Annotated in this window: 21 protein-coding genes; 11 read left to right on the forward strand and 10 right to left on the reverse strand. The window is 55.2% G+C overall.

Going from position 1 to position 25461, the window contains the following annotated elements:
• Positions 1-148 precede the first annotated feature (148 nt).
• The 3 genes from BC440_RS04350 to BC440_RS04360 are packed head-to-tail and all read right to left on the reverse strand — an operon-like array spanning position 149 to position 4769.
• The gene (locus BC440_RS04350; RefSeq protein WP_071239637.1) at positions 149-1585 is read right to left on the reverse strand and encodes a TolC family protein; all 1437 of its coding nucleotides are present in this window, start codon (positions 1583-1585) and stop codon (positions 149-151) included.
• A gap of 14 nt (positions 1586-1599) precedes the next feature.
• Positions 1600-3582: a MacB family efflux pump subunit gene (locus BC440_RS04355; RefSeq protein ID WP_071239638.1), complete on the reverse strand. Its 1983-nt coding sequence runs from the start codon at positions 3580-3582 to the stop codon at positions 1600-1602.
• Between the two features lie 2 nt (positions 3583-3584).
• Positions 3585-4769 carry an efflux RND transporter periplasmic adaptor subunit gene (locus tag BC440_RS04360; RefSeq protein WP_071239661.1) on the reverse strand — a complete coding sequence of 395 codons (1185 nt, stop codon included), beginning with the start codon at positions 4767-4769 and terminating at the stop codon, positions 3585-3587.
• Positions 4770-4992: 223 nt separating this feature from the next.
• Here BC440_RS04360 and BC440_RS04365 point away from each other — a divergent pair, with 223 nt between their 5' ends.
• Positions 4993-5703, forward strand: a complete 711-nt coding sequence (locus BC440_RS04365) for a response regulator transcription factor (protein WP_247643528.1) — start codon at positions 4993-4995, stop codon at positions 5701-5703.
• Positions 5700-7049 (forward strand): ATP-binding protein, encoded by a 1350-nt coding sequence (locus tag BC440_RS04370; protein WP_071239639.1) that lies wholly within the window; start codon positions 5700-5702, stop codon positions 7047-7049. The genes BC440_RS04365 and BC440_RS04370 overlap by 4 nt, the downstream gene beginning before the upstream one ends.
• 636 nt (positions 7050-7685) lie before the next feature.
• On the opposite strand, the gene BC440_RS04375 is transcribed toward BC440_RS04370, so the two are convergent.
• Both BC440_RS04375 and BC440_RS04380 read right to left on the reverse strand, forming a co-directional pair.
• Complete coding sequence (locus tag BC440_RS04375; protein ID WP_071239640.1) at positions 7686-8396, reverse strand: linear amide C-N hydrolase; 711 nt, start codon at positions 8394-8396, stop codon at positions 7686-7688.
• A gap of 35 nt (positions 8397-8431) precedes the next feature.
• The gene (locus BC440_RS04380; protein ID WP_071239641.1) at positions 8432-8704 is read right to left on the reverse strand and encodes a hypothetical protein; all 273 of its coding nucleotides are present in this window, start codon (positions 8702-8704) and stop codon (positions 8432-8434) included.
• Between the two features lie 298 nt (positions 8705-9002).
• Between BC440_RS04380 and BC440_RS04385 the strand changes: the two genes are divergently transcribed.
• Positions 9003-9920: an SPOR domain-containing protein gene (locus BC440_RS04385; protein ID WP_071239663.1), complete on the forward strand. Its 918-nt coding sequence runs from the start codon at positions 9003-9005 to the stop codon at positions 9918-9920.
• A 2-nt stretch (positions 9921-9922) separates the two neighbouring features.
• A complete protein-coding gene (locus tag BC440_RS04390) occupies positions 9923-10816 on the forward strand; it encodes a DUF1849 family protein (RefSeq protein WP_071239642.1) in 894 nt (297 codons plus the stop codon).
• Positions 10817-10913: 97 nt separating this feature from the next.
• Here BC440_RS04390 and BC440_RS04395 read toward each other — a convergent pair whose 3' ends face one another.
• The gene (locus tag BC440_RS04395) at positions 10914-11231 is read right to left on the reverse strand and encodes a metalloregulator ArsR/SmtB family transcription factor (protein ID WP_007090865.1); all 318 of its coding nucleotides are present in this window, start codon (positions 11229-11231) and stop codon (positions 10914-10916) included.
• Positions 11232-11696: 465 nt separating this feature from the next.
• Between BC440_RS04395 and BC440_RS04400 the strand changes: the two genes are divergently transcribed.
• The 6 genes from BC440_RS04400 (at position 11697) to BC440_RS04425 (ending at position 18108) form a co-directional block, all read left to right on the forward strand.
• Positions 11697-12626 (forward strand): histone deacetylase family protein, encoded by a 930-nt coding sequence (locus tag BC440_RS04400; protein ID WP_071239643.1) that lies wholly within the window; start codon positions 11697-11699, stop codon positions 12624-12626.
• Between the two features lie 141 nt (positions 12627-12767).
• Positions 12768-13031 (forward strand): exodeoxyribonuclease VII small subunit, encoded by a 264-nt coding sequence (locus BC440_RS04405; protein WP_071239644.1) that lies wholly within the window; start codon positions 12768-12770, stop codon positions 13029-13031.
• Between the two features lie 14 nt (positions 13032-13045).
• Positions 13046-13942 carry a polyprenyl synthetase family protein gene (locus BC440_RS04410; RefSeq protein WP_071239645.1) on the forward strand — a complete coding sequence of 299 codons (897 nt, stop codon included), beginning with the start codon at positions 13046-13048 and terminating at the stop codon, positions 13940-13942.
• Between the two features lie 16 nt (positions 13943-13958).
• Positions 13959-14927 (forward strand): alpha/beta fold hydrolase, encoded by a 969-nt coding sequence (locus BC440_RS04415; protein WP_071239646.1) that lies wholly within the window; start codon positions 13959-13961, stop codon positions 14925-14927.
• 113 nt (positions 14928-15040) lie between these two features.
• On the forward strand, positions 15041-16960 hold the full coding sequence (gene dxs, locus BC440_RS04420) for a 1-deoxy-D-xylulose-5-phosphate synthase (RefSeq protein ID WP_071239647.1): 1920 nt from the start codon (positions 15041-15043) through the stop codon (positions 16958-16960).
• 71 nt (positions 16961-17031) lie between these two features.
• A complete protein-coding gene (locus BC440_RS04425; protein WP_139192074.1) occupies positions 17032-18108 on the forward strand; it encodes a hypothetical protein in 1077 nt (358 codons plus the stop codon).
• A 127-nt stretch (positions 18109-18235) separates the two neighbouring features.
• Here the strand turns inward: BC440_RS04425 and BC440_RS04430 are convergent, their stop codons facing one another.
• Both BC440_RS04430 and BC440_RS04435 read right to left on the reverse strand, forming a co-directional pair.
• Positions 18236-20476, reverse strand: a complete 2241-nt coding sequence (locus BC440_RS04430) for a TonB-dependent siderophore receptor (RefSeq protein WP_071239649.1) — start codon at positions 20474-20476, stop codon at positions 18236-18238.
• A gap of 177 nt (positions 20477-20653) precedes the next feature.
• Positions 20654-21436: a glucose 1-dehydrogenase gene (locus tag BC440_RS04435; protein ID WP_071239650.1), complete on the reverse strand. Its 783-nt coding sequence runs from the start codon at positions 21434-21436 to the stop codon at positions 20654-20656.
• Positions 21437-21471: 35 nt separating this feature from the next.
• On the opposite strand from BC440_RS04435, the gene BC440_RS22580 reads away from it, so the two are divergent.
• Positions 21472-21975, forward strand: coding sequence for a hypothetical protein (locus tag BC440_RS22580; RefSeq protein ID WP_139192075.1), 504 nt, complete (start codon positions 21472-21474; stop codon positions 21973-21975).
• A 617-nt stretch (positions 21976-22592) separates the two neighbouring features.
• Here the strand turns inward: BC440_RS22580 and BC440_RS04445 are convergent.
• Together BC440_RS04445 and BC440_RS04450 are read right to left on the reverse strand one after the other, a co-directional pair.
• Positions 22593-24134: a malonyl-CoA synthase gene (locus BC440_RS04445; protein WP_071239652.1), complete on the reverse strand. Its 1542-nt coding sequence runs from the start codon at positions 24132-24134 to the stop codon at positions 22593-22595.
• A gap of 9 nt (positions 24135-24143) precedes the next feature.
• On the reverse strand, positions 24144-25460 hold the full coding sequence (locus tag BC440_RS04450) for a malonyl-CoA decarboxylase (protein WP_071239653.1): 1317 nt from the start codon (positions 25458-25460) through the stop codon (positions 24144-24146).
• Position 25461: the final 1 nt, after the last annotated feature.

A 25461-nucleotide genomic window follows, 5' to 3' on the forward strand; every position in this document is an offset into this window, starting at 1 on the left:
TCATCCTTGCAATGCTGTGCCGCCCGGCTTGCGCCAAGCAGGATCGCGGTTGCGCATAGTCCTGTACCCAAAAGGATCAGGACATGACCGATATGGTGCGAAAGGTTTTGAAAACGCATCATCATGTTTTCGTGTGTGACAGTTGCTGTCAGGCGGCTGTGGTGTCCGGTGCCGGGCTGGTTTGGGCATTGGCAGGTGTCGCATCGCCGCCCAATGCCTGATAGAGCGTGATCAGGTTGGTAATGCGATCAAGCTGATTTGAAAGAACGGCTTCCTCGGCAGTTCGTCTGGTTTCCTGCGCGTCCAGCCAATCCTGCATGGCGACCGCACCGGACCTGAACCGGGTTTCATAAATCCGTTCGGCATTGCGCGCGGCATCAAGGGCAGCTTCAAGCCTTGCTGCACGGCGATCATATTGTGTGCGGGCCGAAAGCGCGTTTTCAACGTCGCTCATGGCTTCGTAAGCTGTTTGGCGGAATTCGGCGATGGCCTGTTCATATTCGGCTTCGGATACCTTGATATTAAGCTGTCCCTCGTTCCAGTTCAGGAAAGGTAGGGCAAGGCTGGCACCCAATGTGCCAATCGGGTTTTGCAACAGATTGCGCAACTGGTCGCTGCTGGTGCCCAATTCCCCCGTCAGGGTCAGGGTCGGTAGCAAACTGGTTTTGACCGAATTCAAATCCGAAACGCGTTCCTTAAGGCGCAATTCAGCCGCCCGTACGTCCGGGCGACGCGACAGCAATTCCGATGGCAGGCCCGCCGCCACATCGGGCAGGGCACCGGACGGCAATGTCATGCGCGGAATTTCAATATCACCCGGTGCGCGGTCAAAAAGGATCGATAGCGCGTTTTTGGTTTCCGTTAGACTTTGTTCGATCTGGGTATAATCGGCCAACTGGCTTTCAAGGTTCTGGCGGGCTTCGAACAGTTCCAGCGATGATGTCGAACCGGACGCATATTGAACATCCACCAGATCAAGGGTTTGCTGCGCATAGTCGATGCTGGCCTGGGCGATATCCAGGCGTTGCTGATAATAGACAGCCTGCCAATAAAGGGTGGCGGTGGTGCCGATCAGCGATAATGCCGTGCTTTCACGATCTTCAAGGGTCGCCAGTGCTTCCCAGCGGGCGGCATCGTAATCATGGCCAAGCTTGCCCCAAAGGTCGAGCTCGTAACTGATTCCGGCATTGGTGCCAAAGCTTCGCGTACTGCCATTATCCTCGTCCAGATCGCGCGAAACCGACGCATCCGCACCACCGGAAAAATCTGGATACAGGTCATCTTCGGCAAGGCCCGCGGTCAATTGTGCCTTGCGGACTTTGATGGTGGCCGCCGCTAGGTCGTTATTGCGTTCAAGCGCACGGGCGACAAGTTCATCAAGCTGGTCATCGCCGAAATTCTGCCACCAGTTTTGCGAGGCGGTGATGGTTGCTGCGTTGCTGTTGTCCGATGCGGTGGCGGCTCCGTTCCAGCCGTTTTCCGACGTAATATCCGGACGGGAATAGCGGGTTTCGTTCAGGCTGCTGCACCCTGCAAGTGCCATCATCGAAAGGATGGTTCCGGTCTTTAAAATTCGTGTGATCATTTTTGTATTCTCCGTCAGTCGCGCGACAGGGCGTCGACCGGATCAAGCCGGGCGGCATTGCGGGCAGGCAGGAAGCCGAATGCAATCCCGATCAATGTGGCGCAGGCAAAGGCTGCGACAATCGAGGTCGTCGAATAGACCATCGAAAACGAGCTTCCCATCGCGTCAAACAGAACGCCGATGCCAAGGGCAGTCAGAACGCCAAGTGCCCCGCCAAGGATGCAGACCAGAACCGCCTCGATCAGGAATTGGCGCAGAATGTCGCTTTGACGTGCGCCGACCGCCATCCGAACCCCGATTTCACCGGTGCGTTCTGTAACCGACACCAGCATGATATTCATAACGCCAATACCGCCAACGATCAGGGAAATCACCGCAATTGATGAAATCAGAAGTGTCATGGTGCTGGTGGTTTTTTCGATGGTTTCACGGATGGTGTCGGTATTGATCGTGAAAAAGTCCTTTACCCCGTGCCGCTGGGTCAGAAGGGTTTCGATGTTCTGTTGGGCCAACGCGGTTTGGACTGCGTCATCAATACGGACGGTGATGCTGCTTAGGTAATTCTGGCCGAGAATTCGGGTCAGTGCGGTGGTGTAGGGAACCCAGATATTCAGGCTGTCATTATTGCCAAAAGTGCTGTCCTTTGGCGCGGTTACACCAATGATGCGCACCGGCACGGTGCCAAGGAAAATCACCTGCCCCAGCGGGTCTTCGCCGTTCGGGAACAGTTTTTCACGTGTATTGTCGTCAATGACCGCGTCCTGACTGCGTTTATCGACGGCTAGGCTGTTAAACCAGATGCCGTCGGCCATTTCATAGCCGCGTACCCGGTAATAATCGGTACCGACACCGGCAACCGCGGCATCGACTTCGATATTGCCATATCGCAGGGTGACGGTGCTTGAAACCTTTGGTGTGACGCTGTCGACATAATACTGGGTCGCCAGAATATCGGCATCGGCGGCGGTTAATGTCCTGATCTGGCTGGCATCGCGATCACCGAAATCCTTGCCGCGATTGACATCAATCGTGTTGGTCGCAATCGAACTGATATCGGCAAGGATGCGATCCTGCGACCCTTGCCCAAGGGCAACGACCGAAACCACCGATGCGATCCCGATAATAATGCCGAGCATGGTTAAAAAGGTCCGCAACCGATGCGCATTCATGGCCACCAGTGCCATTTTGAATGCTTCGGTAAAGCGATCTATTTCGGCCCGGATACGCGATGCGCGGTGGGTATAGTTTTCAGCTTTTTTGCTGGCGGCGCGTTCGACAAAGGCTTGCGTCTGGCGTTCATCGCGGATGATTTCGCCGTCGCGGATTTCAATGATGCGTTGGGCATGGGCGGCAACATCATGATCATGGGTGACCAGAATGACGGTATGGCCATCGCGATGCAGGTTCCGCAACAGTTCAAGCGTTTGTGCGCCGCTTTGGCTATCAAGTGCGCCGGTCGGCTCATCGGCCAAAATGACATCGCCGCCATTCATCAACGCGCGTGCGATACTGACGCGTTGCTGCTGCCCGCCTGAAAGCTGGCTGGGGCGATGATGAATGCGATCCCCAAGTCCGACACGGGTCAGGATATCCATTGCACGGTCGCGCCGGGTTTCGGCGTCAAAACCGGCATAAATTGACGGCACTTCGACATTGCCAAGTGCGCTTAGATCCGACAGCAGATGATAGCGTTGAAAGATAAATCCGAAATATTCGCGCCGAAGGGCGGCCAGTTCATCTGGTTCCAGATCGCCGGTCAGGCGGCCATTAACCCGGTATTCCCCGCCAGTTGGTCGGTCAAGACAGCCCAGAATATTCATCAGCGTCGATTTGCCCGACCCGGACGCGCCAATGATCGCAACCATTTCGCCGCGTTCAATCGTCAGGTTGACACCCTTTAACACGGCAATGCGATCCTCGCCCGCCGGGTAGTGCCGCCACAGATCGCGGATTTCGATCAGCGGGGTGTTAACCGTGTTTCTCGCTATCTGGTTCATGATCAGAACATCCCCCCCGGGCCGCGACGTATGGACTGGCTGGTTGCGACTGCGCCACTGGTCGCGCCAATGACAATGTCGTCATTTTCGGAAATGCCACTGATGATCTGGGCGTTGATATTGGTGTTCATGCCAACTGTGACCGGCTTTTCAACCGGGTCGCCTTCGTTATCAAGAACCCGAACGGTATATTGCCCGTCCTTTTTCGGGCCACTCAGCGCGGCGGACGGTATGATCAGGGCATTTTCCACTTCGTTTAACGTGATGGTGACTTCGGCCGTCATCCAGACACGCAGGCGGTGGTCCGGATTGGCGATGTCAAACAGGCCATTATAATAAACCGCCTCGTCGTCGGTATTGTCGTCATCATCCTCGATCCCGGTCGGGGCCGGTTCGATGGCGCGAAGCGTGCTTTCATAATGCGTGGCGGGATCGCCCAGAATGGTAAAGCTGACCGGTTGGCCTTCACGAACGCGGATGACATCTGCCTCGGATATTTCGGCCTCGACCGTCATGGTATCAAGCTGTGCGAGTTTTATGATGGTCGGGGTGGATTGGGCGGCGTTGACGGTCTGGCCTTCCTTGACTGGCAGGGCAACGACCGTACCGTCCATGGGGGCCAGGATTTTGGTATATCCAAGATCGATTTCGGCGGTATCAACGGCGATTTTTGCCTGATCAATTTGCGCATTGAGCGCTGCGATTTCAGACTTGGTCACATTTAGGGTTGCCTCGGCACTTTCGAAATCTTCCTGTGGCGAGGCATCAAGGGCGCGCATCTTTTTCTGCCGTGCATAATCAAGTTCCGCTTGTTTCAGTTCGGCCTGCTTGGCGGCAAGCTGTGCCTTGATGTTGGCAAGGGCGGCTTCGGCATCGCGTAAATCGTTCTGCTGGGTCGATGGATCGATTTCTGCAATCAGATCTCCTTCCTTGATTTCATCACCGAGATCGACATGCAGTGCCTTGATCTGCCCTGATACCTGTGCGCCAACACTGACCAGTTTGGAGGCTGTGATGGTGCCACTTGCCAGTACCGTATCGGCAAGATTGCCGATACGGGGTTTGGCGGTCACATAACTGGTTTTGGCTTCGGACGGGAACAGATAGGCCTGTGCCATCCATCCTGCCGCCAATATGACGATCAGGGCGATGACAAGGTTGCGTGCGGTCCTGGATGATTTCTTCATCGTGCTTTCATGTCCTTGGATGAGACGCGCCCGACGTTGAAAGGCAATTGAGCCGTCGGGCATACCAGACATAGCAACCCCTTTGTCAGAACGGGGTGAGGGGGATGAAAATGATCTGTAAGGAATGTGTAAAGTCTGGCATCCACGCCTTTCGTTAGGCGGTTTAAGCGCTAGAATGTCATCATGAACAGGAATTAACCCGCATTTGAAAGACCCGTTGCCCGTGACCAGAATTCTGCTTGTTGATGATGATGTCGAACTCGGCGCGATGCTGGGCGAATATCTTGAAGGCGAGGGGTTCGAAATAGCCAACGCCTATAACGGCGAGGATGGCCTGCGCATGGCGCTGGCTGGCGGGTTTTCCGTTGTGTTGCTTGATATCATGATGCCGGGCATAGGCGGAATTGAAGTGCTGCGCGAATTGCGCACCAAAAGCCGGGTGCCGGTGATCATGCTGACCGCCAAGGGTGACGATGTCGACCGGGTTGTCGGGTTGGAACTTGGTGCCGATGATTACATCCCCAAGCCATACTATCCGCGCGAACTGGTGGCTCGCATTCGTGCCGTCCTGCGCCGCGTCGAACCGATTGCCGAGGTGCGCCGCGATACGAGTGACTCTAATATGGACGATGAAGTCGTTCTGGGAAAATTGCGACTGAATACTGCGCGCCGGGTGGCACAGTTTGATGGTCGCGACTTGGACCTGACGGTATCGGAATTCAATCTTCTGGAAGTTCTGATGCGTGCGCGGGAACGTGCCTTATCGAAGAACGAGCTTTCAATGAAGGTATTGGGACGCACACGCGAGGTTTATGATCGTTCGATTGATGTGCATATGAGCAACCTTCGACAGAAATTGCAATCCGTCAGCAATGATGCCGGTTTGATTGAAACCGTGCGCGGCTTCGGCTATCGCTTGAGGCAGGACATATGAGAGGCCGGTTATTCTGGAAAATCCTGATCGGTTTTGCGTTGACCTTTATGGCAATCTGGCAGGGGGTGTGGCTTTTATTCACACTGTATGGCGATCCGCCGAAGCCCTATCATGTAGGATATCTTCAGGAGACCGCGCGCGGTTATGTCGAGACCGCGGCCCGCATCGTCGAGGCCGAAGGTATTGGCGCGCTTGAAAAAGCGATTGCCCATTGGCCCGAAGATGAACGCATACGTCTTAGCATCGAGCCTGATGCAAATCGCACCGCAAGGCCGGTGCCTGATTTTATTCCCGAAGAGCGGTTCGAGGAAATCCGCGAAAACGGATTTCTGTCGCGTGATGCGGTCAGCCCGGTCGGATTGCTGGTACATCTGAAATTTGATGTGTCCGATATCGTTGCCTCTATCCCGGAACGGAGGCGGTTCAATGTTCCGACACCGTTGGTGATTGCGGGTGTTCTGGGAGGGCTGGTGTTTAGCGGTGTTTTGGCCTGGTACCTGACACGCCCGATCCGGCAGCTTCAGGAGGGGTTCGAACGACTTTCGAATGGTGATCTGACATGGCGGCTGGGCGAAAAGATTGGACGCAGGCGTGACGAGATTGCCGATCTGGCGCGTGACTTCGATGTGATGGCCGTGCGGTTGCAGCAGTTGATCGAGGCACGTGACCGCCTACTGAACGACGTATCGCACGAATTGCGATCCCCGCTGGCGCGGATGCAATTGGCCGTTGGGCTGGCGCGTCAGAAACCGGAACGGATCGAAGGATCACTTGACCGGATTGAAAAGGAAACCATTCGGCTGGATGAATTGGTAGGTGAACTTCTGACCCTGTCACGGGCCGAAAGCGGTGCCAGCCAGAACCAGACATGGCTTGATATTGATCATCTGCTGGGCCGGGTTGTTAGCGATGCCCGGTTTGAGGCCGAGGCAACCGGGATCAAGGTCCAGACCAATCTTGCCATCAAACGCAACTGGCATGGTGAAGTGCCGGTGGTGGCGGGCAATGCTGAACTTTTGCGGCGGGCCTTTGAAAATATAGTGCGCAATGCCTTGCGCCATTCACGCGAAGGCCAGCTGGTGCGGATTTCTGCCGAAGCAGACGCCGACCGCAATGTGTTCTGCATCACCATATCCGATCAGGGGCCGGGCATTCCTGCTGACCAGCTTGAAAATATGTTTGAACCATTCATTCGCGGGGAGCCGGGAATAAATGGAGCCGGTTTCGGACTGGGTTTGTCGATTGCACGGCGGGCGATCAAGGCACATGGTGGAGAAATTTCCATTCGCAACCGGGATGGCGGTGGGCTGGATGTTTTGATTACCCTGCCATTTTCAATTTTGTAGACCCTAACGTGTTTGGCTCTGCAATTTGAAGGCTGTCTTATGTTGGTTGCGCATTATCCTAAGGAGGAAAGGGCTTGGGAGTAAATAAGATAGGCTCCAATGGTGATTGGCGCAGATGAGCATACTTCGGTGCGCGCGCCCGCAACCAAACGATCAAACCCCGCCATCTGGTGGGGTTTGATCGTTTTGGCTTTGGGGATGGCGGATGTTGAACCTGTAACAAGCCAATGCCTGTTTGCAGGTTCTTTGCGGAGCCCGTCGGGCGGAGCTGAGCGAACAAAGTGAGCGCTAATCCTCTCTCCGCAACCACTCTTTCCGAACCGTCGAGTTTTGAGATATCGACTCGACGGATTTGTGAAACAAGAGAAAAAGTTCGGGGGTACCCCTCAAAAAGAGGAGACAGCACTTCCGAGTTTTATTTTTTCGGACTTTTCAAATAGATAAAAACCGTCGGCTGCAACCACGGGCTTCTGAAAAGGCTTAGACTGCGTCAGCTCCAAAAACTGTGGTCAAGTTTAAAGCATTTTGTCTTTAAGCCGTCCAGTTTTACGAAGTCAGTTCATAATGCGAGGACTTTGCCAGAAGTCTGAAAGGCTCGCCATTCTGCTGGCCGTTTGTTTGTTTTTGTCGGATTGATCAGTTGTTCCGAGGCAAGTCAGCGACGCTTTTCGGGATTTCGGTTGCCCCAAGTTCTTCGCTGGTCATATTACCAAATCCGTTTGATGCGAAGGGCACTATCATGCCATTGAGTTCATCGAGCGGGCCGGATTGTTTCAGTTCGGTCAGATTGATCGGGCGGACCTGCTGGGATTGGTAAAAACGTACCGAATATATTTCGCGTGCTGCATCGCGCACAGCAACCCACTGGGTATAATCTATGTCAGGCAGGATGGATTTGTTGGCTTGGTTGCAGGCAACAAGACCTTTGGGAATATCGACAGTGTTCACAATATGAAAGGCAAGATGCGTGCCCGCGTCGAGTGTTGTGACCGGTGCGGCGAAACTTGTCATAACCGTCGCCCGAACAAACCTGCTGGGTGGGGGCGGATCGCCCGGAAGGCCCGAAAGGCCAGAGCCATGCCCCGTTTGAGTGACGGCATATCCGTTGAAGGTTGCTTCGTTGGCGTCATAGGGCGAGAGCGATGTGTAGTTGCGCAGATTCTCGAGATGCCAGGGAAATTCGGGCTGATTGGTCAGCACACTGACCGGATTATTGTAAACCATCGCTTTGCCGTCGGTGAATTCAATAACAATACAGTTTCCGTCACTGTCATGGATGGGGAAATGAAGGGGCAGTAATCCCGCTAAAAGTGTCGATGCACCGACTTGGACCGTTTCGTCCTTCAATGCCTGTTTGACTTCATCGCAGATTGGAAAGGAACTCAGTATTCAGGCTGCAAAATTATCAATGCAAAGGCCTTTTGCGGATCGGTGATGGTTTGGTACTTGCTACCGGGTAGCCAGAGGTTGCTTGTTGAAAGGCCCGCTGTGTTCATGCCATCCGTGACGATATCCGGATCAAAGCAGTTCATGGCAACGAAGCCGTATTTTCCAGTCCAGCTATAATCGAAATTCTTGCCCCACAGGTTTTGAGTATATTTGTGTCCGACGCTGCGGAAGAAGAATTTGGAATTCAGGTTCAGGGCAAACTCCATGGAGCGACCGGAAACGTAGCCTTACTGGTCAACGTGGATTTGAAAGTCCGTGCACATTGGGAAACCTCGGCTCAATGATGAATGATAACGTGAAGGCGACACAATCAATCTTTGCGTGAGTGGGGCCTGTGTTAATTTACCCTTAAGGGTGGTTGAGGCGAGTTCAGGACTCTATGCTGGGAATCGTCAATGGGGAGGGGCAGGAGCGCGTTATTTTATGGCGGATGCTTACGTAATCTTAACCCGCCGTAATCCACATTCAGGGTGGAACAATTTATATCCTGCGGGGGATTACGGTTTGAAAAAGATACTTGTGGTGGTGGCACCGTTGGCATTGGCGGCGTGCGGTGGTCCGGTGGAACTGACCGTTGCCAAGCTGGCCGGCGATCTGATCAGCTATGTGACCACGGGCAAAAGCACCACCGATCATGCGGTTTCAGCGGTTGCCGAGCGCGATTGCGCCCTGCATCGCCCGTTATTCGAAGAAGACGTCTGCCGCGATAATGTCGTGCTCGATGATGCGGTTGCTCTGGCCGAACCGGGCGCGCAATCGGTGAAACAGAAAATCCGCGACGCCGAACCTGCAATTTATGCCGTTAACGCACCCGGCGAAGACTGGTCAAACCCCAAAGCCGGTGCCCGGACATCGGCCGTGATTGTCAAAACCGATCTGCCGCCGCGCGCAACCTCCCATGCCGAAGCGACCGTTGTTCCGCAAACAACCCCGGTCGAAGTCGCCAGCGCACAGGCGCAGTTCACCCCCGATCATGACCGTACCCCGCTTCGCAACGAAGGTCCCCTTGATCCGCAGGGCGAAGCCGATGCCGCGGTTGCCGGATATGTCGCCCCGCCAAAGCCGGTCGCACCTGTTGCCAAAACCCAAACCGCCGCCCTGACCGATACCGGCATCATGACCGACGAGGTCAGCGTGATCGCGCCGGAAAACGCCGGGCAGGACAAGCTTGTTGCAGTGCCGCTGCCGGGAGACTATGTAATACTGGCAAGCTTTGCAGATCAGCTGCGCGCGCAAAATGCCCTGTCGCTTTACCGTGAATATCAGCCGCGCCTGATTAGTGCGACGGTTGCGGGCCGCGAATATCTTCGTGTTGCTGTTGGTCCGCTTTCGCATGAGCATGCAAAAGATTTACGCCATCTTGCTGCCAAAAAGGGTGTCAAAGATCCTTGGATTGTCGGGATCGACGCTGCCGGAGAATAGAGTTGCCAGTTATTACGGTTTGTCCTGAAAATCGACAGCGTTCCGTCTTCGGGGCGCTGATCTTTTGTGTTGCCCTGGCGGGATGTTCCGCGCAGGCAGGGCAATCCTTTGCCGCCGGTCCGGGCGGTTTTGACCCGGCCCATGTGCGCAAGGCGGCTGATATACAGGCCGAACTGGTGCCGCATATGGCGGAATACCGGTTTTCGATGGTGTCATCGGATGTCGGCAGCTCCGTTGTCGGTGTGCGCGGTGCGCTGGGTTACCGGTTTGAAAAGGTCTGTGATGGCTGGATCACCGAGATGCAGCATCTGATGGTTCTGCAAGGGGCCGAGGGCGGTTCGATCAATTCCGCCTATTCGATGACCCAGTGGGAAAACTTTGACGGATCGAAATACCGCTTCCGCATGCGCGATTATCTTGATGGTGTACAGGTCGACGAGGTTGTTGGCGATGCGGTGCGTGACAAGGACAAGGTTCTTGTGACCTACGAAGTCCCGGTCGAAGTGACCGAGGAACTGCCGGCCGATACCATGTTCCCGACCCAGCATTCCCTAACCCTGCTGAAGCGCGCGCTTCAGGGGGATAAATTTGCCAATGATCTGGTGTTTGATGGCAGTGGCGATACACCGACCAACCGGATTGCTGCGGTGATTTCGGCAGCCAGACCATCGCAGAACACGGCCGAAGATGCCGATGGTATCGCAAATCGGCCCTATCACAGCCTTAACCTGGCCTATTACCCGCTTGGCAATGCCGAAAACGGCCCGTCGACCGAGATTGCGGTTGATTTCGGTGAAAACGGTGTTGCCCAGGAACTGCGGATGAATTACGGCAGTTTCCGCGTGCGCGGCGACCTTCAGAAAGTCACGCGGCTTGCTGCCCCCGAATGCGGTTAGGCACAAACCGGATTATTGCCGCAATAACGGCCCGATAACGCAAAAAAGCCTGCCGGATGTCCGACAGGCTTTTTTGTGGGGGAAGTTCCATAAAGTCTTAGGCGGCGACGGCGCTGCTGTCGTCGCGGCAATACAGACCATAAAGTGTCTTGATGACGGTGACGGCTTCATCGCCTTGCAGCGAATAAAAGATCGTCTGTGCCTCGCGCCGGGTTTTAACCAGCTTGTCCCGCCGCAATCTTGCAAGATGCTGTGACAGGGCGGACTGGCTCAGTCCGACAATGCGTTCAAGTTCACCGACCGATTTTTCGCCATCGTTAAGCTGGCAAAGAATCATAAGTCTGCTCTGATTGCTCATGGCCTTCAGAAGCGCGCTGGCTTGCTCGGCCTTTTTTTCGAGATGGGTAAGTTCCATTTGGCTCCCTTTAGCCTGGCCATATTCGGCTTTTGTCCCAACTGGGGCATCGGGTGTATCACATTCGTGGTGATAATCTCCGATGGGATGTCCCCGATTTTTTCCAACCAACGAGGTCTTTGTGCCTCAAACCCATTAATGAAATTCAAGAATGGGAAGATTCCTATTCTCAAGTATAACATCAAACTGTCAAGACACTCTTTGTCTTGTGGACAGAGATTATGGCGATATTTCGTTCTGAGTCACCGAGTATACAATAGACAGTTCATACAGGGTCTTAATCTGTCATTCAGTTTGAAAACTTGCAGTATTTGTCTGATTCATGATGATCTAGAACAAAGCAGCAGATAACGTCGGCTGGCACGATGAAACAATAATAACCAGGGTCGCCGTCCGTAAGGCAAGGTGACCGGCAAAAATCAAACTTGTCTGACTGGCATCTATTCAGGAAGGTATCCGCAAAACATGGCGACATTATTTGTCACGCATCAAAGCTGTATCGACCACGATACGGGGCCGGGCCACCCGGAACAGTCTGATCGTCTTCGCGTGATCCAGCGGGTGCTTGAAGCCGAAGAATTCATGTTCCTGCACCGGGAAGAAGCCCCAAAAGCCGATCTTGATCTGATCAAAAAGGTGCATGACCCTGCCTATGTCGACCGGGTCATGGCCGCGATCCCGCAAAGCGGATATGAATCCCTTGATGGCGATACCTATGTTTCACCCGCCTCGGGCGAGGCGGCATTGCGCGCGGTTGGCGGTGTCTGCGTCGCGGTCGATGCGGTCTTGGCCGGCCATGAACGCAATGCCTTTGTCGGCGTACGCCCGCCGGGACATCATGCGGAATATGACCGGGCGATGGGGTTCTGCCTGTTTAACAATGTGGCGGTCGGTGCGCGTCATGCCCGCGATGCCCATGGCATCAAACGTGTGGCGGTGATGGATTTTGACGTTCATCACGGCAATGGCACACAGGATCTTTTCTATAACGATCCCGACCTGTTTTACTGTTCAACCCATCAATGGCCGCTTTATCCCGGCACCGGTGCCCCCGATGAACGCGGATGCGCCAATAACATCCTCAATGTCGGGCTGTCGGCCGGGGCGGGAACGGCGGAAATGAAACACGCCTTCGAACAATCGGTTTTACCCGGCATTGCCGCCTTCAAACCGGAATTGCTGATCATTTCGGCTGGCTTCGATGCGCATCGCAATGATCCGTTGGCGGGACTTTCATTCATTGAAAGCGACTTTGCCTGGATGACCGAACATCTTCTCGCCCTCGCGGGCGAGGTTTGCGATAACCGCGTCGTCTCGGTGCTTGAAGGCGGCTATGACCTGCCATCGCTGGCAAGTTCGGTTCAGGCCCATGTGCGAACCCTGATGACGGCATAATGCTTCAATCCCGGCCCAAGCTCCGGCCGGGCAGGGGCACGCTTCGCACCTGCGAATTTCCTTTGGGAATTCCGTTCTGGCCGGTTGCCCTGCCGGGACGGTCGGCGTAAACTCCGCGCCAATCAAATCAATGGAGCAGATATGTCCACGCCAACCCCATCCACCGCAATCCCCGATGATATCGCCAAACTCAGCTTTGAAGAGGCCCTTGGTCAGCTTGAAAGCCTCGTGCGGCAGCTGGAACAGGGGCAGGTGGGGCTTGATGATGCCATTGCATCCTATGAACGCGGTGCGGCGCTGAAACGTCATTGTGCCGACAAGCTGCGCGCCGCCGAAGAACGCATCGAGAAAATTACCCTCGGTGCCGATGGCCGTCCGAACGCAACCCCGACTGAAATCGAATAATTCTCGCGGAGAATATGGTGAGTTACGACCTGCTTGCTGAGCTGAGTACTGCTTCTGCTGACCTTGGCGAAACGCTTGATGGCATTCTGCCGCGTCCCAATGGCCAGATCGAGCAACGCCTGTTTCAGGCGATGCGTTATTCAACCCTGGGCGAAGGCAAACGCCTGCGTCCGTTTCTGGTGCTAAGCTCCGCCGGATTGTTCCGGGTATCGCGCCAATGCGCCTTGCGAGTCGCCGCCGCGGTTGAAATGGTGCACAGCTATTCGCTGATCCATGATGACCTTCCGGCCATGGATGACGATGACCTTCGGCGTGGCAAGCCAAGCTGCCACAAGCAGTTTGACGAGGCGACCGCCATTCTGGCCGGTGACGCGCTGCTGACGCAGGCCTTCGAAGTACTGGCCGATGAAAGCACCCATCCCGATCCGCGTGTCTGCACCGATCTTGTCCGCGCCCTTGCCCGTGCGGCCGGGCCGTACGGCATGGTCGGCGGTCAGATGATCGATCTGGCGGGCGAGGGGCAAAGCCTTGATCAGGCACAGGTCACCCATTTGCATCTGCTGAAAACCGGCCGGATGTTTGCCTTTGCCTGCGAAGCCGGGGCGATTCTGGGCAAGGCCCCCAAAAGCATGCGCATGTCATTGCGATCCTACGCCCATGACATGGGGCTGGCCTTCCAGATCAAGGACGATCTTCTCGATGTGGAATCCAGCAGCGCGGAACTGGGCAAAACGGCCGGCAAGGATATCGATCAGGACAAATCGACCTATGTGAAGCTTCTGGGCCTTGAACAGGCGCGAGAGCAGGCAACCATGCTGTGCAATCAGGCGATCAATCACCTGAACTGCTTTGACGGCGAAGCCGAACCGCTGCGCGAAATGGCACGTTTCGTGATCGAACGCGGGCGTTAAGGCCAGTCCCCCTGACATGAGCCAGCAAACCAGATATACAGCCGGTTTTCGTGACCGGCTGTTTGACAAGGACCCGTTCCCGCTGGCGATCTGGTATCCGTCGCATGCCGCCGAAGGCTCCGTGCGTCATATGGGTGTCACGTCAACCGCGGCCCGCGATGCGGATTTTGCTGATGACGGGCCCTATCCCCTGGTGATGTTCTCGCACGGGTCCGAAGGGCACCGGTTCAATCAGTTCTGGCTGGCGGAATATCTTGCACGGCGCGGCTATATCGTCGCCGCCCCGCAGCATCATGGCGACAATTACCTTGATCCGTCCGATGCGCGGCAATTGACGATCATCGAACGCCGTCCGCGCGAAATGCGCTTGGCTCTTGATCTGTTGCTGGGCCATGACGGGATCGCAACCCATATCGATACGGATCGTATTTACGCGCTCGGCCATTCGGCGGGCGGGGCGACGGTGCTTAAAATGGCGGGCTGGCGGTTTGATGCCGCCGCCTGGCAAAGCTATTGCGCGATCAATGCCGATCTGGATCGCGTGATTTGCCAGCATGTACCGGGTGATGACATGGTCGATGAGTTGCATGATCGTTATGGCGGCCCGGTTGTTTCCGCACGCGATGACCGGATTGCAGGCGTGATTGCCGTAACCCCGGCCTTTGGCGTTGCCGCGACCGATGCGGGCTTTGCCGATGTCACGGTGCCGATGCTGTTTATCGAGGCCGATACCGATGAAATCCTGCCCGAAACCGCCAATGCCGCGCATTTTCGCACCCTTCTGCGCGGACGGGCAAAGTTTGTTAAGGTCAAGGGGGCCGGGCATTATTCATTCCTGCCACCCTGCACACCCTATATTGCTGAAAACTTTGGTTATTTATGCCGGGATTTCGGGCGCGAACGCACTGATATTCACCGCACTGTTGAACAGGTGGTGCTGAAGTTCCTAAGTGACATCAAATCATGTGATTTTCAGGGTCGCTAATTATGGCGAAGCTGTTTATTTTACGCTGCTTGCAATAGGGCTTAGGAAACGTCACCCTGTTGGTTTGACGACTATATAAAAAACGCCACACAAAACTGAAAATCGAGATCGGTATGAGCACGACCTCCAAGACCCCGCTTCTGGACACGATTAAAATCCCGGCTGACTTGCGTAGCCTTCAGCCCGCGCAGATGAAGCAGGTCGCAGATGAATTGCGCGCCGAGGTGATTGATGCCGTGTCCGTCACCGGCGGGCATCTGGGGGCCGGGCTTGGCGTGGTCGAGTTGACCGTGGCGATCCATTACCTGTTTGATACCCCTGATGACCGACTGATCTGGGATGTCGGGCATCAATGCTATCCGCATAAAATTCTGACCGGGCGGCGTGATCGTATCCGAACCCTTCGTCAGGGCGGCGGACTTTCGGGCTTTACCAAACGGTCCGAGTCCGAATACGACCCGTTCGGTGCCGGGCACAGCTCGACCTCGATCTCGGCCGGGCTTGGCATGGCGGTTGCCAATCAGTTATCCGATGACAAACGCAAAAACGTCATTGCCGTGATCGGCGATGGCTCCATGAGTGCCGGCATGGCCTACGAGGCGATGAACAATGCCGCCGCCGCCGATCAGCGCATGATTGTGATCTTGAATGATAACGACATGTCGATTGCCCCGCCGGTGGGCTCCATGTCGGGTTATCTGTCACGCCTGATTTCGGGCAAGGGCTATCAGGGCCTTCGCAATGCGGCCAAGGGCCTGACCAAACACCTGCCGCGCCAGATCGAAGAAGCCGCCCGCAAGATCGAGGAATATACCCGCGGCATGGTGACCGGCGGGACCCTGTTTGAAGAAATGGGCTTCTTCTATGTCGGGCCGATTGACGGTCATAATCTGGACCATCTTCTGCCGGTGCTTAAAAACGTCCGCGATGCGGATGTCGATGGCCCGATCCTTGTTCATGTCGTGACCCAGAAGGGCAAGGGCTATGGCCCGGCCGAAAATGCCGCCGACAAATATCATGGTGTCGCCAAATTCGACGTCGTCACCGGCAAGCAGGCCAAGGCCACACCCAATGCACCATCCTACACCAAGGTTTACGGCGAAACGCTGACCCGTCTTGCCGAAACCGATGACAAGATCACCGCGATCACGGCGGCCATGCCGTCGGGTACCGGGGTTAATATCTTTGCCGAACGGTTCCCCGATCGTGCCTTTGACGTCGGCATCGCCGAACAGCATGCCGTGACCTTTGCGGCGGGCATGGCGTGCGAGGGTTACAAACCTTTTTGCACGCTATATTCGACCTTCCTGCAACGCGCCTATGATCAGGTGGTGCATGATGTGGTCATCCAGAACCTGCCGGTTCGTTTCGCCATGGACCGTGCCGGGCTTGTCGGCGCGGACGGGGCAACCCATGCCGGGGCCTATGATATTGCCTATCTTGGCTGCCTGCCCAATATCGTTCTGATGGCGGCGGCGGACGAGGCCGAACTTGTCCATATGACCACAACCGCATGGGCGATTGATGACCGGCCCAGCGCGTTCCGCTATCCGAGGGGCGAGGGTGTTGGCGTTGAAATGCCGACCGAGGGCAAGGTTCTTGAAATCGGCAAGGGTCGCATCCTGCGCGAAGGCGGCAAAATCGCCATCCTGTCCTACGGCACCCGTCTGGCAGAGGCGATGCTGGCCGCCGAAGACCTTGCCGCACGCGGCCTTCCGGCAACGGTTGCCGATGCCCGCTTTGCCAAGCCGCTTGATCATGCCCTGATCGCCGATCTGGCCCGCAACCACGAAGTCCTGATCACGATTGAAGAAGGCTCCATCGGCGGCTTTGGTGCGATGGTCCTGCAACATATGGCGGGCAACGGCCTGCTGGATCACGGGCTCAAAGTCCGCACCATGGCCTTGCCCGACGCCCTGATCGATCATGACAAGCCCGATATTCAATATGCCAAGGCAGGACTTGATGCGCAAAGCATCGTCAAAACCGCCCTTGGCGCACTTGGCCTTTCCGAAAGCAAGGCACGCGCCTGAGACCACTTGGGAAAAGGTCTAAACGTGGGCAGGAAAGCTATTTATAGCGATCATTCATGGGGAGGTTTCGTATGAATGATCCTATCTTTGCTTATGCTCGTGAAAAACAAATAGAACTCTCCAAGTTAGTTTTGGGGCGCTTCAAGATCTACCTAGATACCAAGTTTTGGATTCTCTTGCGGGAAACCAAGACCCCTACGTCAACTGAACTAATCCGTTTGCTACGTTTTGGGGTGAATTCTGGACGATTGATTTGTCCGGTAAGTGCCAGCACTGTTATCGAAGTGGCAAAACAGAAGAATACAAGTTCGCGCAGGATCGGTTCGGCCAGATTAATAGATGAACTAAGCCTAGGAGTTACACTGCTCCCAAGCGAACAGCGTGCAGCAACGGAGTTTGCTCATTTCCTTAGTAAGTTTAACGGAAGCTGTAATCTTTACGAGGTCCGCGAGCTTATCTGGACTAAAATCCCTTACGCACTTGGTTATCTTTTTCCGACTAATTCTGAGTTGTCGGCTGACGAAAACTTTTCGTTCCAGAAGTACTTTGTGGACACATTATGGAACTTGAGTCTCACTGATTTTTTCGGACGATTATCTGAGGAGAAAATCGGTTGGGATCAGCAGCGTTCCCAAGAATCCGCTAGGCGCCTGTCTGCTGATATCCATCATCACTCAAGCGAAATCAAATCCTATCAACAGGTCTACATTGATGAGGTTGCTGGTGCGGTTGATCTGTTGGGTGATGAGTTTGCTGGATTTGCGGTTTACCAAGCTCGTAAAGATGGACGCCGTGCGCCTGTTAGGGATTCTGAGGAATGGCGAGAAGCAAAGAGATTGTGTTGCAACATGGTGGGCAACCTACTGCGCTTGTCTCCAAAGGCACGTTTTTGGTTTCCTACGATCCACGTCGAGGCCAGTCTTCACGCAGCACTGCGCTGGAACAAAGGTAGGAATTTCAAAGCCAATGACTTCTTCGACTTTGAGCATGCAGTAAGCGCTTTAGCCTACTGTGATACTTTTTTTACAGAAAAATCACTCTGCCATCTAGTAACTGCAAAAAACACAAATTTGCAGGAAGTTAATGGGTGCTCAGTGACCGCAAACTTGGATGAAGCGGTCTCTATTGTCTCCAATCTCCTTTACTAATCTACAGAAATAATCTTACACAGCACGTTGCCATCGTTGCAGATGTTTTCGTCGGTTATAAGTCCGATTTATTGACATCAGGCAAGACGGAAACCGTCTGCCCGATGCTTCGACCAACCAAGATAAGTCAGAAATCCGCCGTCAGAGACAGCTTTGCCGTCAACGGTGCCCCCATCGTCAGGTAACCGCCATTGGCCGATGCCCAGTAATCGCTATCCGTGACGTTTTCGATATTGGCACGGATGGTAACGGGATATTCGTGCACCTCGGTGGTGTACCGCGCACCAAGGTCAAGGCGCGTCCATGACGGGATCGAAAGGGTATTGGTCGCATTGACATATTGCGATGCTGTGTGAACCGCACGCGCATTGACCGTCGCACCTTTAAGGAACGGCAGGTCATATTCGATGCCAAGCTTGGCAACATAATCGGGAATGCCGATGGGCGTGTTGCCGTCATTGGTGCCGTTCTGGGTATCGGACAGTTCCGCATCATAAACCGTGATACCACCCAGAATGCGGGTGCCGGTCACAGGCTCGCCAAAGACCTGAAATTCAACGCCACGGTTCTGCTGTTCGCCGTCCGCGGCAAAGGTGTTGCTGGCGTTTTTATAAGAAAACGGTTTGGAAATCTGGAACAGGGCGACACTACCGCCAAAGCTGCCGAAATCGGCCTTTGCCCCGATTTCATATTGTTCGGACGTGTAAGGCGCCAGCTGTTCGCTCGGGTTGGTCAGGGTGGCGTCACTTGCCGCACTGGCGGCTGTTTCGCCGGGCGACAGGGATTCCATATAGTTGGCATAAACCGACACCTGATCGGTCACATTGCCGACAATCCCGACCATTGGCGTATATTCGTCCGCGTCATAGTTGCTTGATTGTGCACCGCTGGTCAGATCGAACTGCTTGGTATTGACCGACTGACGGCGAATACCGCCCGTGACACTGACGCGGTCGTCAAGGAAGCTGACGGTATCAGCCAGAAAATAGCTGGTCAGTTCGTTGATATTACGAAGCCCCGGATCACTCAGATTGCCTGATGGCGCTGCCAGCGCCGGATAGCCTGTGGGTGTCGGCCCGTAAATATTGCCGGTAAACGCCGACGCACCGGGCGAAAACGCCCATGCCTGATGGCTTTTGTTCTGAAGATAGGAAACCCCGGCATTCAGTTCATGCTTTACCACGCCGGTTTCAAATTTAACGCGCGCACCGGTCAGCGCACTATTGGTCGTATCTTCGCGAATGATGGTCGAACCGCCATAGGTCATGGTGCCATCAGTACCGGTAATGCGCGGGGTCGAATAAATCCCGGATTCTTCCATGTGGCGGGTGCCTGCGGCGGCATAGGCCATAAGATAGTCGTTCACATCATGCTCGATCCGTCCCTGGACAAAGTTGTCCTCGAGGTCGGCCCATGTCCCATCCGCATTATAGTTATGGCTTGCATCCGGCGCATCGGGGATGTTCGTAAGCGTGCCGAGCAGATTTACCGATGTCCGCCCATGATCAATATTCTTTTCATTATGCCCGGCATCGACCGTGATGCGGGTATCATCGCCACGATAATCGAATGACAGCGACCCGATCTGGCTGTTGCGGTCTTCGTCATTGATGGCGGTTTCACCGTCGCCATATTTCAGATTGGCACGAATGCCGAACTGGTTATCTTTGCCAAAACGCCGTCCGAAATCGACATGCCCGCCGGTCTGGCTGTTCATTTCATAGAATGTCGTGACACTGGTGATCGGATCATCTGTCGCGCGTTTGGGGATAAGGTTAATGCCGCCGCCAATGCCGCTGCCGCCCGGTGACATGCCGTTGATGAATGCCGATGCGCCTTTGACAACTTCGACCCGCTCATACATCGACATATCGATCAACTGGCGCGGTGCCGTGCCATAAAGGCCGTCCAGCATCACATCATCACCATCCAGAACAAAGCCGCGGATCATGAAGCGGTCACCCGATCCGCCATAGCTATAGGATGTCAGAACGCCCGGATCGTTATCAACCACATCGGCAAGTGTATCGGCCTGCTGGTTCCTGATCACTTCGCTGGTATAGCTGGTGATGCTGACCGGGATATCCAGATTATCCTTGTTGCCCAATACACCGGCCCGGCCACCCGTCGCGACCTGACCACCGGCATAGACCGGCGGGGTCGGATCGCCTGCCTGTGATGCTGCCTGATCTTCGACCCGGATCGGGGCCAGTCTGATGGCATCGTCGGTTTCGGTCTGTGTGCTGTTTGTGCTGCTCTCCGTCGCGTCCTGCGCATGGGCGGGAAGGGCAACAACAGCAGACATACTGACAGATGCCAGCAATAGGGTACTGAATGTATGACGTTTGAAAATCGGTGTGATCGGCATGAAAAACCCCAAGGTCGAATTTCCCCGCCCCCCGGCGGGATCGATATGGGGTGCTGATTATCACTATTGATAATCAATCTCAATATAAATGATTATTATTATCAATATTGATGTAATTGTTCATTTATTCAATCATGGGGTGGATCGTCGCTGTTTGGTAAGCCGGGCATGGCCCGCTTAATCGGCATAAATCATTTTATGCGTCATGCCGCCATCAATACGGATGGTTTCGCCGGTCATGAAGCCTGATTGTTCATGATCAAGCAGGAAGGCGACCATTTTTGCGATGTCATCAGGTGTTCCGATGCGCCCCGCCGGGTGTTGCTGCCGGTCGATATCCCGATGTTGCGGTTCTTCGCGGGCGGATGATTTCTGCCAGTCACCAACTTCGATCCAGCCCGGCGCAATGCCATTGACCCGCACCGCCCCCGAAAGGCTGACCGCCATGGCATGGGTCAAGGCAACCATGCCGCCCTTTGACGCGGCATAGGCTTCGGTATTGGCTTCGGACTGAAAGGCGCGGGTCGATGCGATATTGACAATCGCCCCACGGGTCTTGCGCAAATGCTGTGTCGCATGTTTGGCCGCCAGAAACGCCCCACCCAGATTGACATTGATCACCCGTTGCCAGCTTTCCCAATCCAGATGTTCGAACGATCCCGAATGCGGGTCGGCAATCCCGGCATTATTGACCAGTCCGTCAATACGCCCGAACCGGTCGACGGTCTGCTGAACCGCAATGGCAACATCGCGTTCATTGGCAATGTCGCCCTTGAAAAACAGGGCACGTTCCTGCTGATCTTCGGGAAGGGCGGTGATGGCTTCATCCCCGGCATCCGCATCCAGATCAAACAGCATGACCTTCCATCCCGTCGACAGAAGATGCTGCGTAATCCCCAGCCCCAAACCCTGCGCAGCACCGGTGACGAAGGCGACCTTGGGATCAGGGAAGTTGTTCATGTTCTGCTTTGCCCGTATCAAGATGGAAGGAATTGGTGAATTTTATCAACGCATTGAAAATGGACCTGTTCCGGCCCGATGCAACGCATCAGCCGAAATTTAATCGTTTGCATGATCCGTTGGTGTTGAGTGTCGATCACGGAGCCTCTTCACACAACCCTTTTGCCGCGGTCAAAACCATCTGCCGGGATGCGCCGCCATCCTTCGATTTTGCTGAACACGTTTTCTGCCGTGTGGTGCCGCGCCCAAACCTCCCTAGACCTGCCCAAGCCAGTCTCGACCCGTCGTCGTCATGCCCTAGCTCACCGGGCAGGGGAAGGGGGGCGTTTGGGCGGACATCGATCATCCCGCACTGCGATCCTGCTGTCGCGCATCCGGTCGTCGCGCATCTGGCTTTCCCTCAGCAGGATGGCAAACTGCCCGCCTTGACGATCCTCCCATGCGGCACCTGCCCCGGACTTCTGCACGCCTTTGCTGCGTTCGATACATCGGGGAATATCCCTCGTTTTGTGAACACGGAAAACCAGACCGCAGAATGACCTCTGGCAGTTGTACCAACCGACCCATCACCCGCTGCCATTTGCCAGACATTCCCAAACGCTGCCAAATGCCACCAGACGCAGCCCGGACGCTGCCAGATCGCAATCTCGCCATTACTTTGCTAACAAGACGCACCTCTCCCGTCATGACTCATCTCCGCCACCGCTTGCCAGATGCTGCCCGGCGCAGCCCAGCCGCTGTCGATCACAATTTTACCGGTTGCCTTGCCAACAAGGCGCACTTCTCCCGTCTTGACCTTTGGGGGACCTTGGGGTGGGTTAGGACACGGGCGCAAAACCTCCGTAATGGCTTTTCCACCCGCCGGTCATCACCCGGCGATGTTGCTGCCGGATCGGTCTGTCTTTGTGCTGCTGCATCATCATCACTTTCATCTGGCCCCAAACGCAAAAACCCGCAAAGCGAATCACGCTTTGCGGGTTTTGGTCCGGGCGCTTTTATCCCGTTGACTTTTCTTTTCTACCACAACAAAAAGAACAAATCAAGAACTTTATTTAGGTAGCTCAAAAAAACACCGGCCAGAATTTCCGACCGGTGAGAGAGTTTGGCTGTCTGCAAGACAGCAGGGAGACACGGGAAAACGAAACAGAGTGTGCACCTATCCGTTGGCAGTCTTGCCGGACGGGGTTGCAAAGGTATCGGCATAGTCCTTGCGCAACTGCGCCTTTTGAATTTTGCCCATCGTGTTGCGCGGCAATTCGTCGAGCATCCAGATGCGTTTGGGCACCTTGAATTTCGCAAGCTTGTCCTGGGTGCGTTTGATGATCGCCTCGGCATCGGGCTTGGTGCCCTTGGCCGGGACGATCACCCCGGCAACCGCCTCGCCAAAATCGGGATGCGGCAGGCCAAAGATCGCGACTTCCTCGACCTCGTCATATTCGGCAATGATTTCCTCGACTTCCTTGGGATAGACGTTGAAGCCGCCCGAAATGATCAAATCCTTGTCGCGCCCGACAATGGTGACATAACCGTCTTCGCCGATGGTCGCCAGATCGCCGGTGATAAAGAATCCGTCCTTGCGAAACTCGGATGCGGTTTTTTCCGGCATCTGCCAGTAACCCTTGAAAACGTTGGGCCCGCGAACTTCAAGCACGCCGATTTCACCGACCGGCAAAACATTGCCATCCTTGTCACAAACCCGCGCCTCGATCCCCGGAAGGGTCGGGCCGACCGCCCCCGGACGACGTTCCCCGTCAAGCGGGTTTGACGTGTTCATGCAGGTTTCGGTCATGCCATAACGTTCAAGGATCTTGTGCCCGGTCCGGTCAAAGAACGCATCATGGGTTTCCGCCAGAAGCGGCGCGGACCCCGACACGAACAGGCGCATATTTGCCACCAGATCCTTGTCAAACTTCGGATGCGCCAGAAGCCTTGTATAGAAGGTCGGAACCCCCATCAGAACCGTGGCATTCGGCAGGCGTTCCACCACGTCATCGGCATCGAATTTCGGAAGCAGGATCACCTTGCCGCCATTGACCAGCATGATATTGATCGCAACAAACAGACCATGCGTGTGAAATAGCGGCAGGGCATGCAAAAGCGTATCACCCGGTTTGAAGCCCCATGCCTTATGTAGGGTTAACGCGTTGGACCCCAGATTGCCATGCGTCAGCATCGCCCCCTTGGACCGGCCCGTCGTGCCCGACGTATACAGAATGGCGGCAATGTCATCCTTGGTCACGTCGGCAACGTCGCCATGCGGTTTGGCATTGGCGGCCAGATCATTTAGCGTGCCATCGCCCTTGTCGCCAAGCGACAGGACCGCACCGACATTGTTCTGCGCGCCAAGGGTCTTGGCAGCATCAATATGGGCCGGACGGCAGACAAAAACGCGCGGTGCGGCATCGCCAAGGAAATAGGCGATTTCATCACCGGTATAGGCCGTGTTCAGCGGCAGGTGAATGGCGCCAAGCTGCAGGCAGGCCAGATAAAGCGCGATCACATCGGATGATTTGTCGATCTGGGCGGCAACACGGTCACCCTTGACCACGCCATGATCGGCAAGAACCGTGGCATAACGCGCGGTGCGATCCAGCAACCAGGCAAAGCTGCGCTCGGTGCCATCACGTTCGATCAGGAAGGTACGAGCGCGATCCGCCGGGAAACGTTTGGTAAATTCGTTGAAAAGATTATCCGACATGGTTCTGTCCTAGTTTCCCGTAAGCTGCATGACCGATTTCGAAACGGCGATTTTGCCGTCATTCATCAGCGCTTCGTGGTTTCGTTCAATATCATCAAGGTGATAGGCGTAATTGACCATCATCCCGCCTGCCTGACGCAAGCCTTTGGACGACGTATCGCCCAGCCAGTTGAGGCGTTCAAGCTGTGCCCCATTGCCAAGATGGAAGCGCGCGGTGGGATCAAGCGGCGATTTGCCGCGCTTGCAGGTCGCAAGATAGCGCGCACACAGCATCATCGCCGGTTTTTTCAGTTCGGCGGTTTTTTCCGCATCCTCGATCCAGCTGTCGTCTTCCATCGCGGCAAGGACGATGGCGGCGATATCGGCGTCGTCAGACTTGCTTTTCTGGCGGGTGCGCAGCCATCCCATGAAGCCCGGAATCGGCGACAGGGTGGCGAATTGTCTAAGTTTCGGGAACTCGCGTTTAAGCTCCTCGACCACCTGTTTAATCAGGAAATTGCCAAACGAAATGCCCTTAAGGCCCGATTGGCAGTTGCTGATTGAATAGAAAATCGCGGTATTGGCCTTTTGCGGGGCCGTTTCATCGATTTCCGGTGCCAGAAGCGCCTGAACACTGTCAGCAAGGCCATGCACAAGGGCAACTTCGACGAAAATCAGCGGATCATCGGGGATCGCCGGATGGAAAAAGGCAAAGCACTTGCGATCCGTTGCCAGACGACGGCGCAGATCATCCCAGCCCTGGATTTCATGAACCGCTTCGTAGCGGATCAGTTTTTCAAGGATGGAGGCCGACGTATCCCAATCGATATGACGCAGTTCAAGGAAGCCCCGGTTAAACCAGCTTGTCAGCAGATGCCCCATATCGGCATCAAGCGGTTCAAGATGGCGGTTTTCCTTGATCAGGCCCAGAAGCGTTTCACGCATGTCGACAATCGCGCGCGTGCCGCCCGGTGCCATGTTGATCCGGCGCAGAAGCTCCTGCCGGGCGGGTTCCGACGCATGGGTCAGAACCGCCAGATTGGCTTCGGACGGATCCTTGGCAAAGGCTTCGGCGGCCTTTCTGACTTCGGTGCGGTTGGCGCTGAAATCGTTCTGCATCATTTCAAAAAAGCGCAGATGATCCTCTTCGGGCAGGATTTCCCAGAGGCGCACCACTTCGCGCGCAACGGCGGTGCCGCGGGCTTCGCCCTTTTGCGACACAAGGTCCTTGCACATTGCCTTTAGCTGGGCAAACGGGTCCTGCGGTGTCGAAAGCGGCAGGTCAAGAAGCTCCCGGCCGCGATCGGCAATACTGGAAATCCAGCTTCTGACGGAAATTCCGGACATT

The sequence above is a fragment of the Thalassospira sp. MIT1004 genome (genome assembly GCF_001858545.1).
GTDB classification, from domain to species: domain Bacteria; phylum Pseudomonadota; class Alphaproteobacteria; order Rhodospirillales; family Thalassospiraceae; genus Thalassospira; species Thalassospira xiamenensis.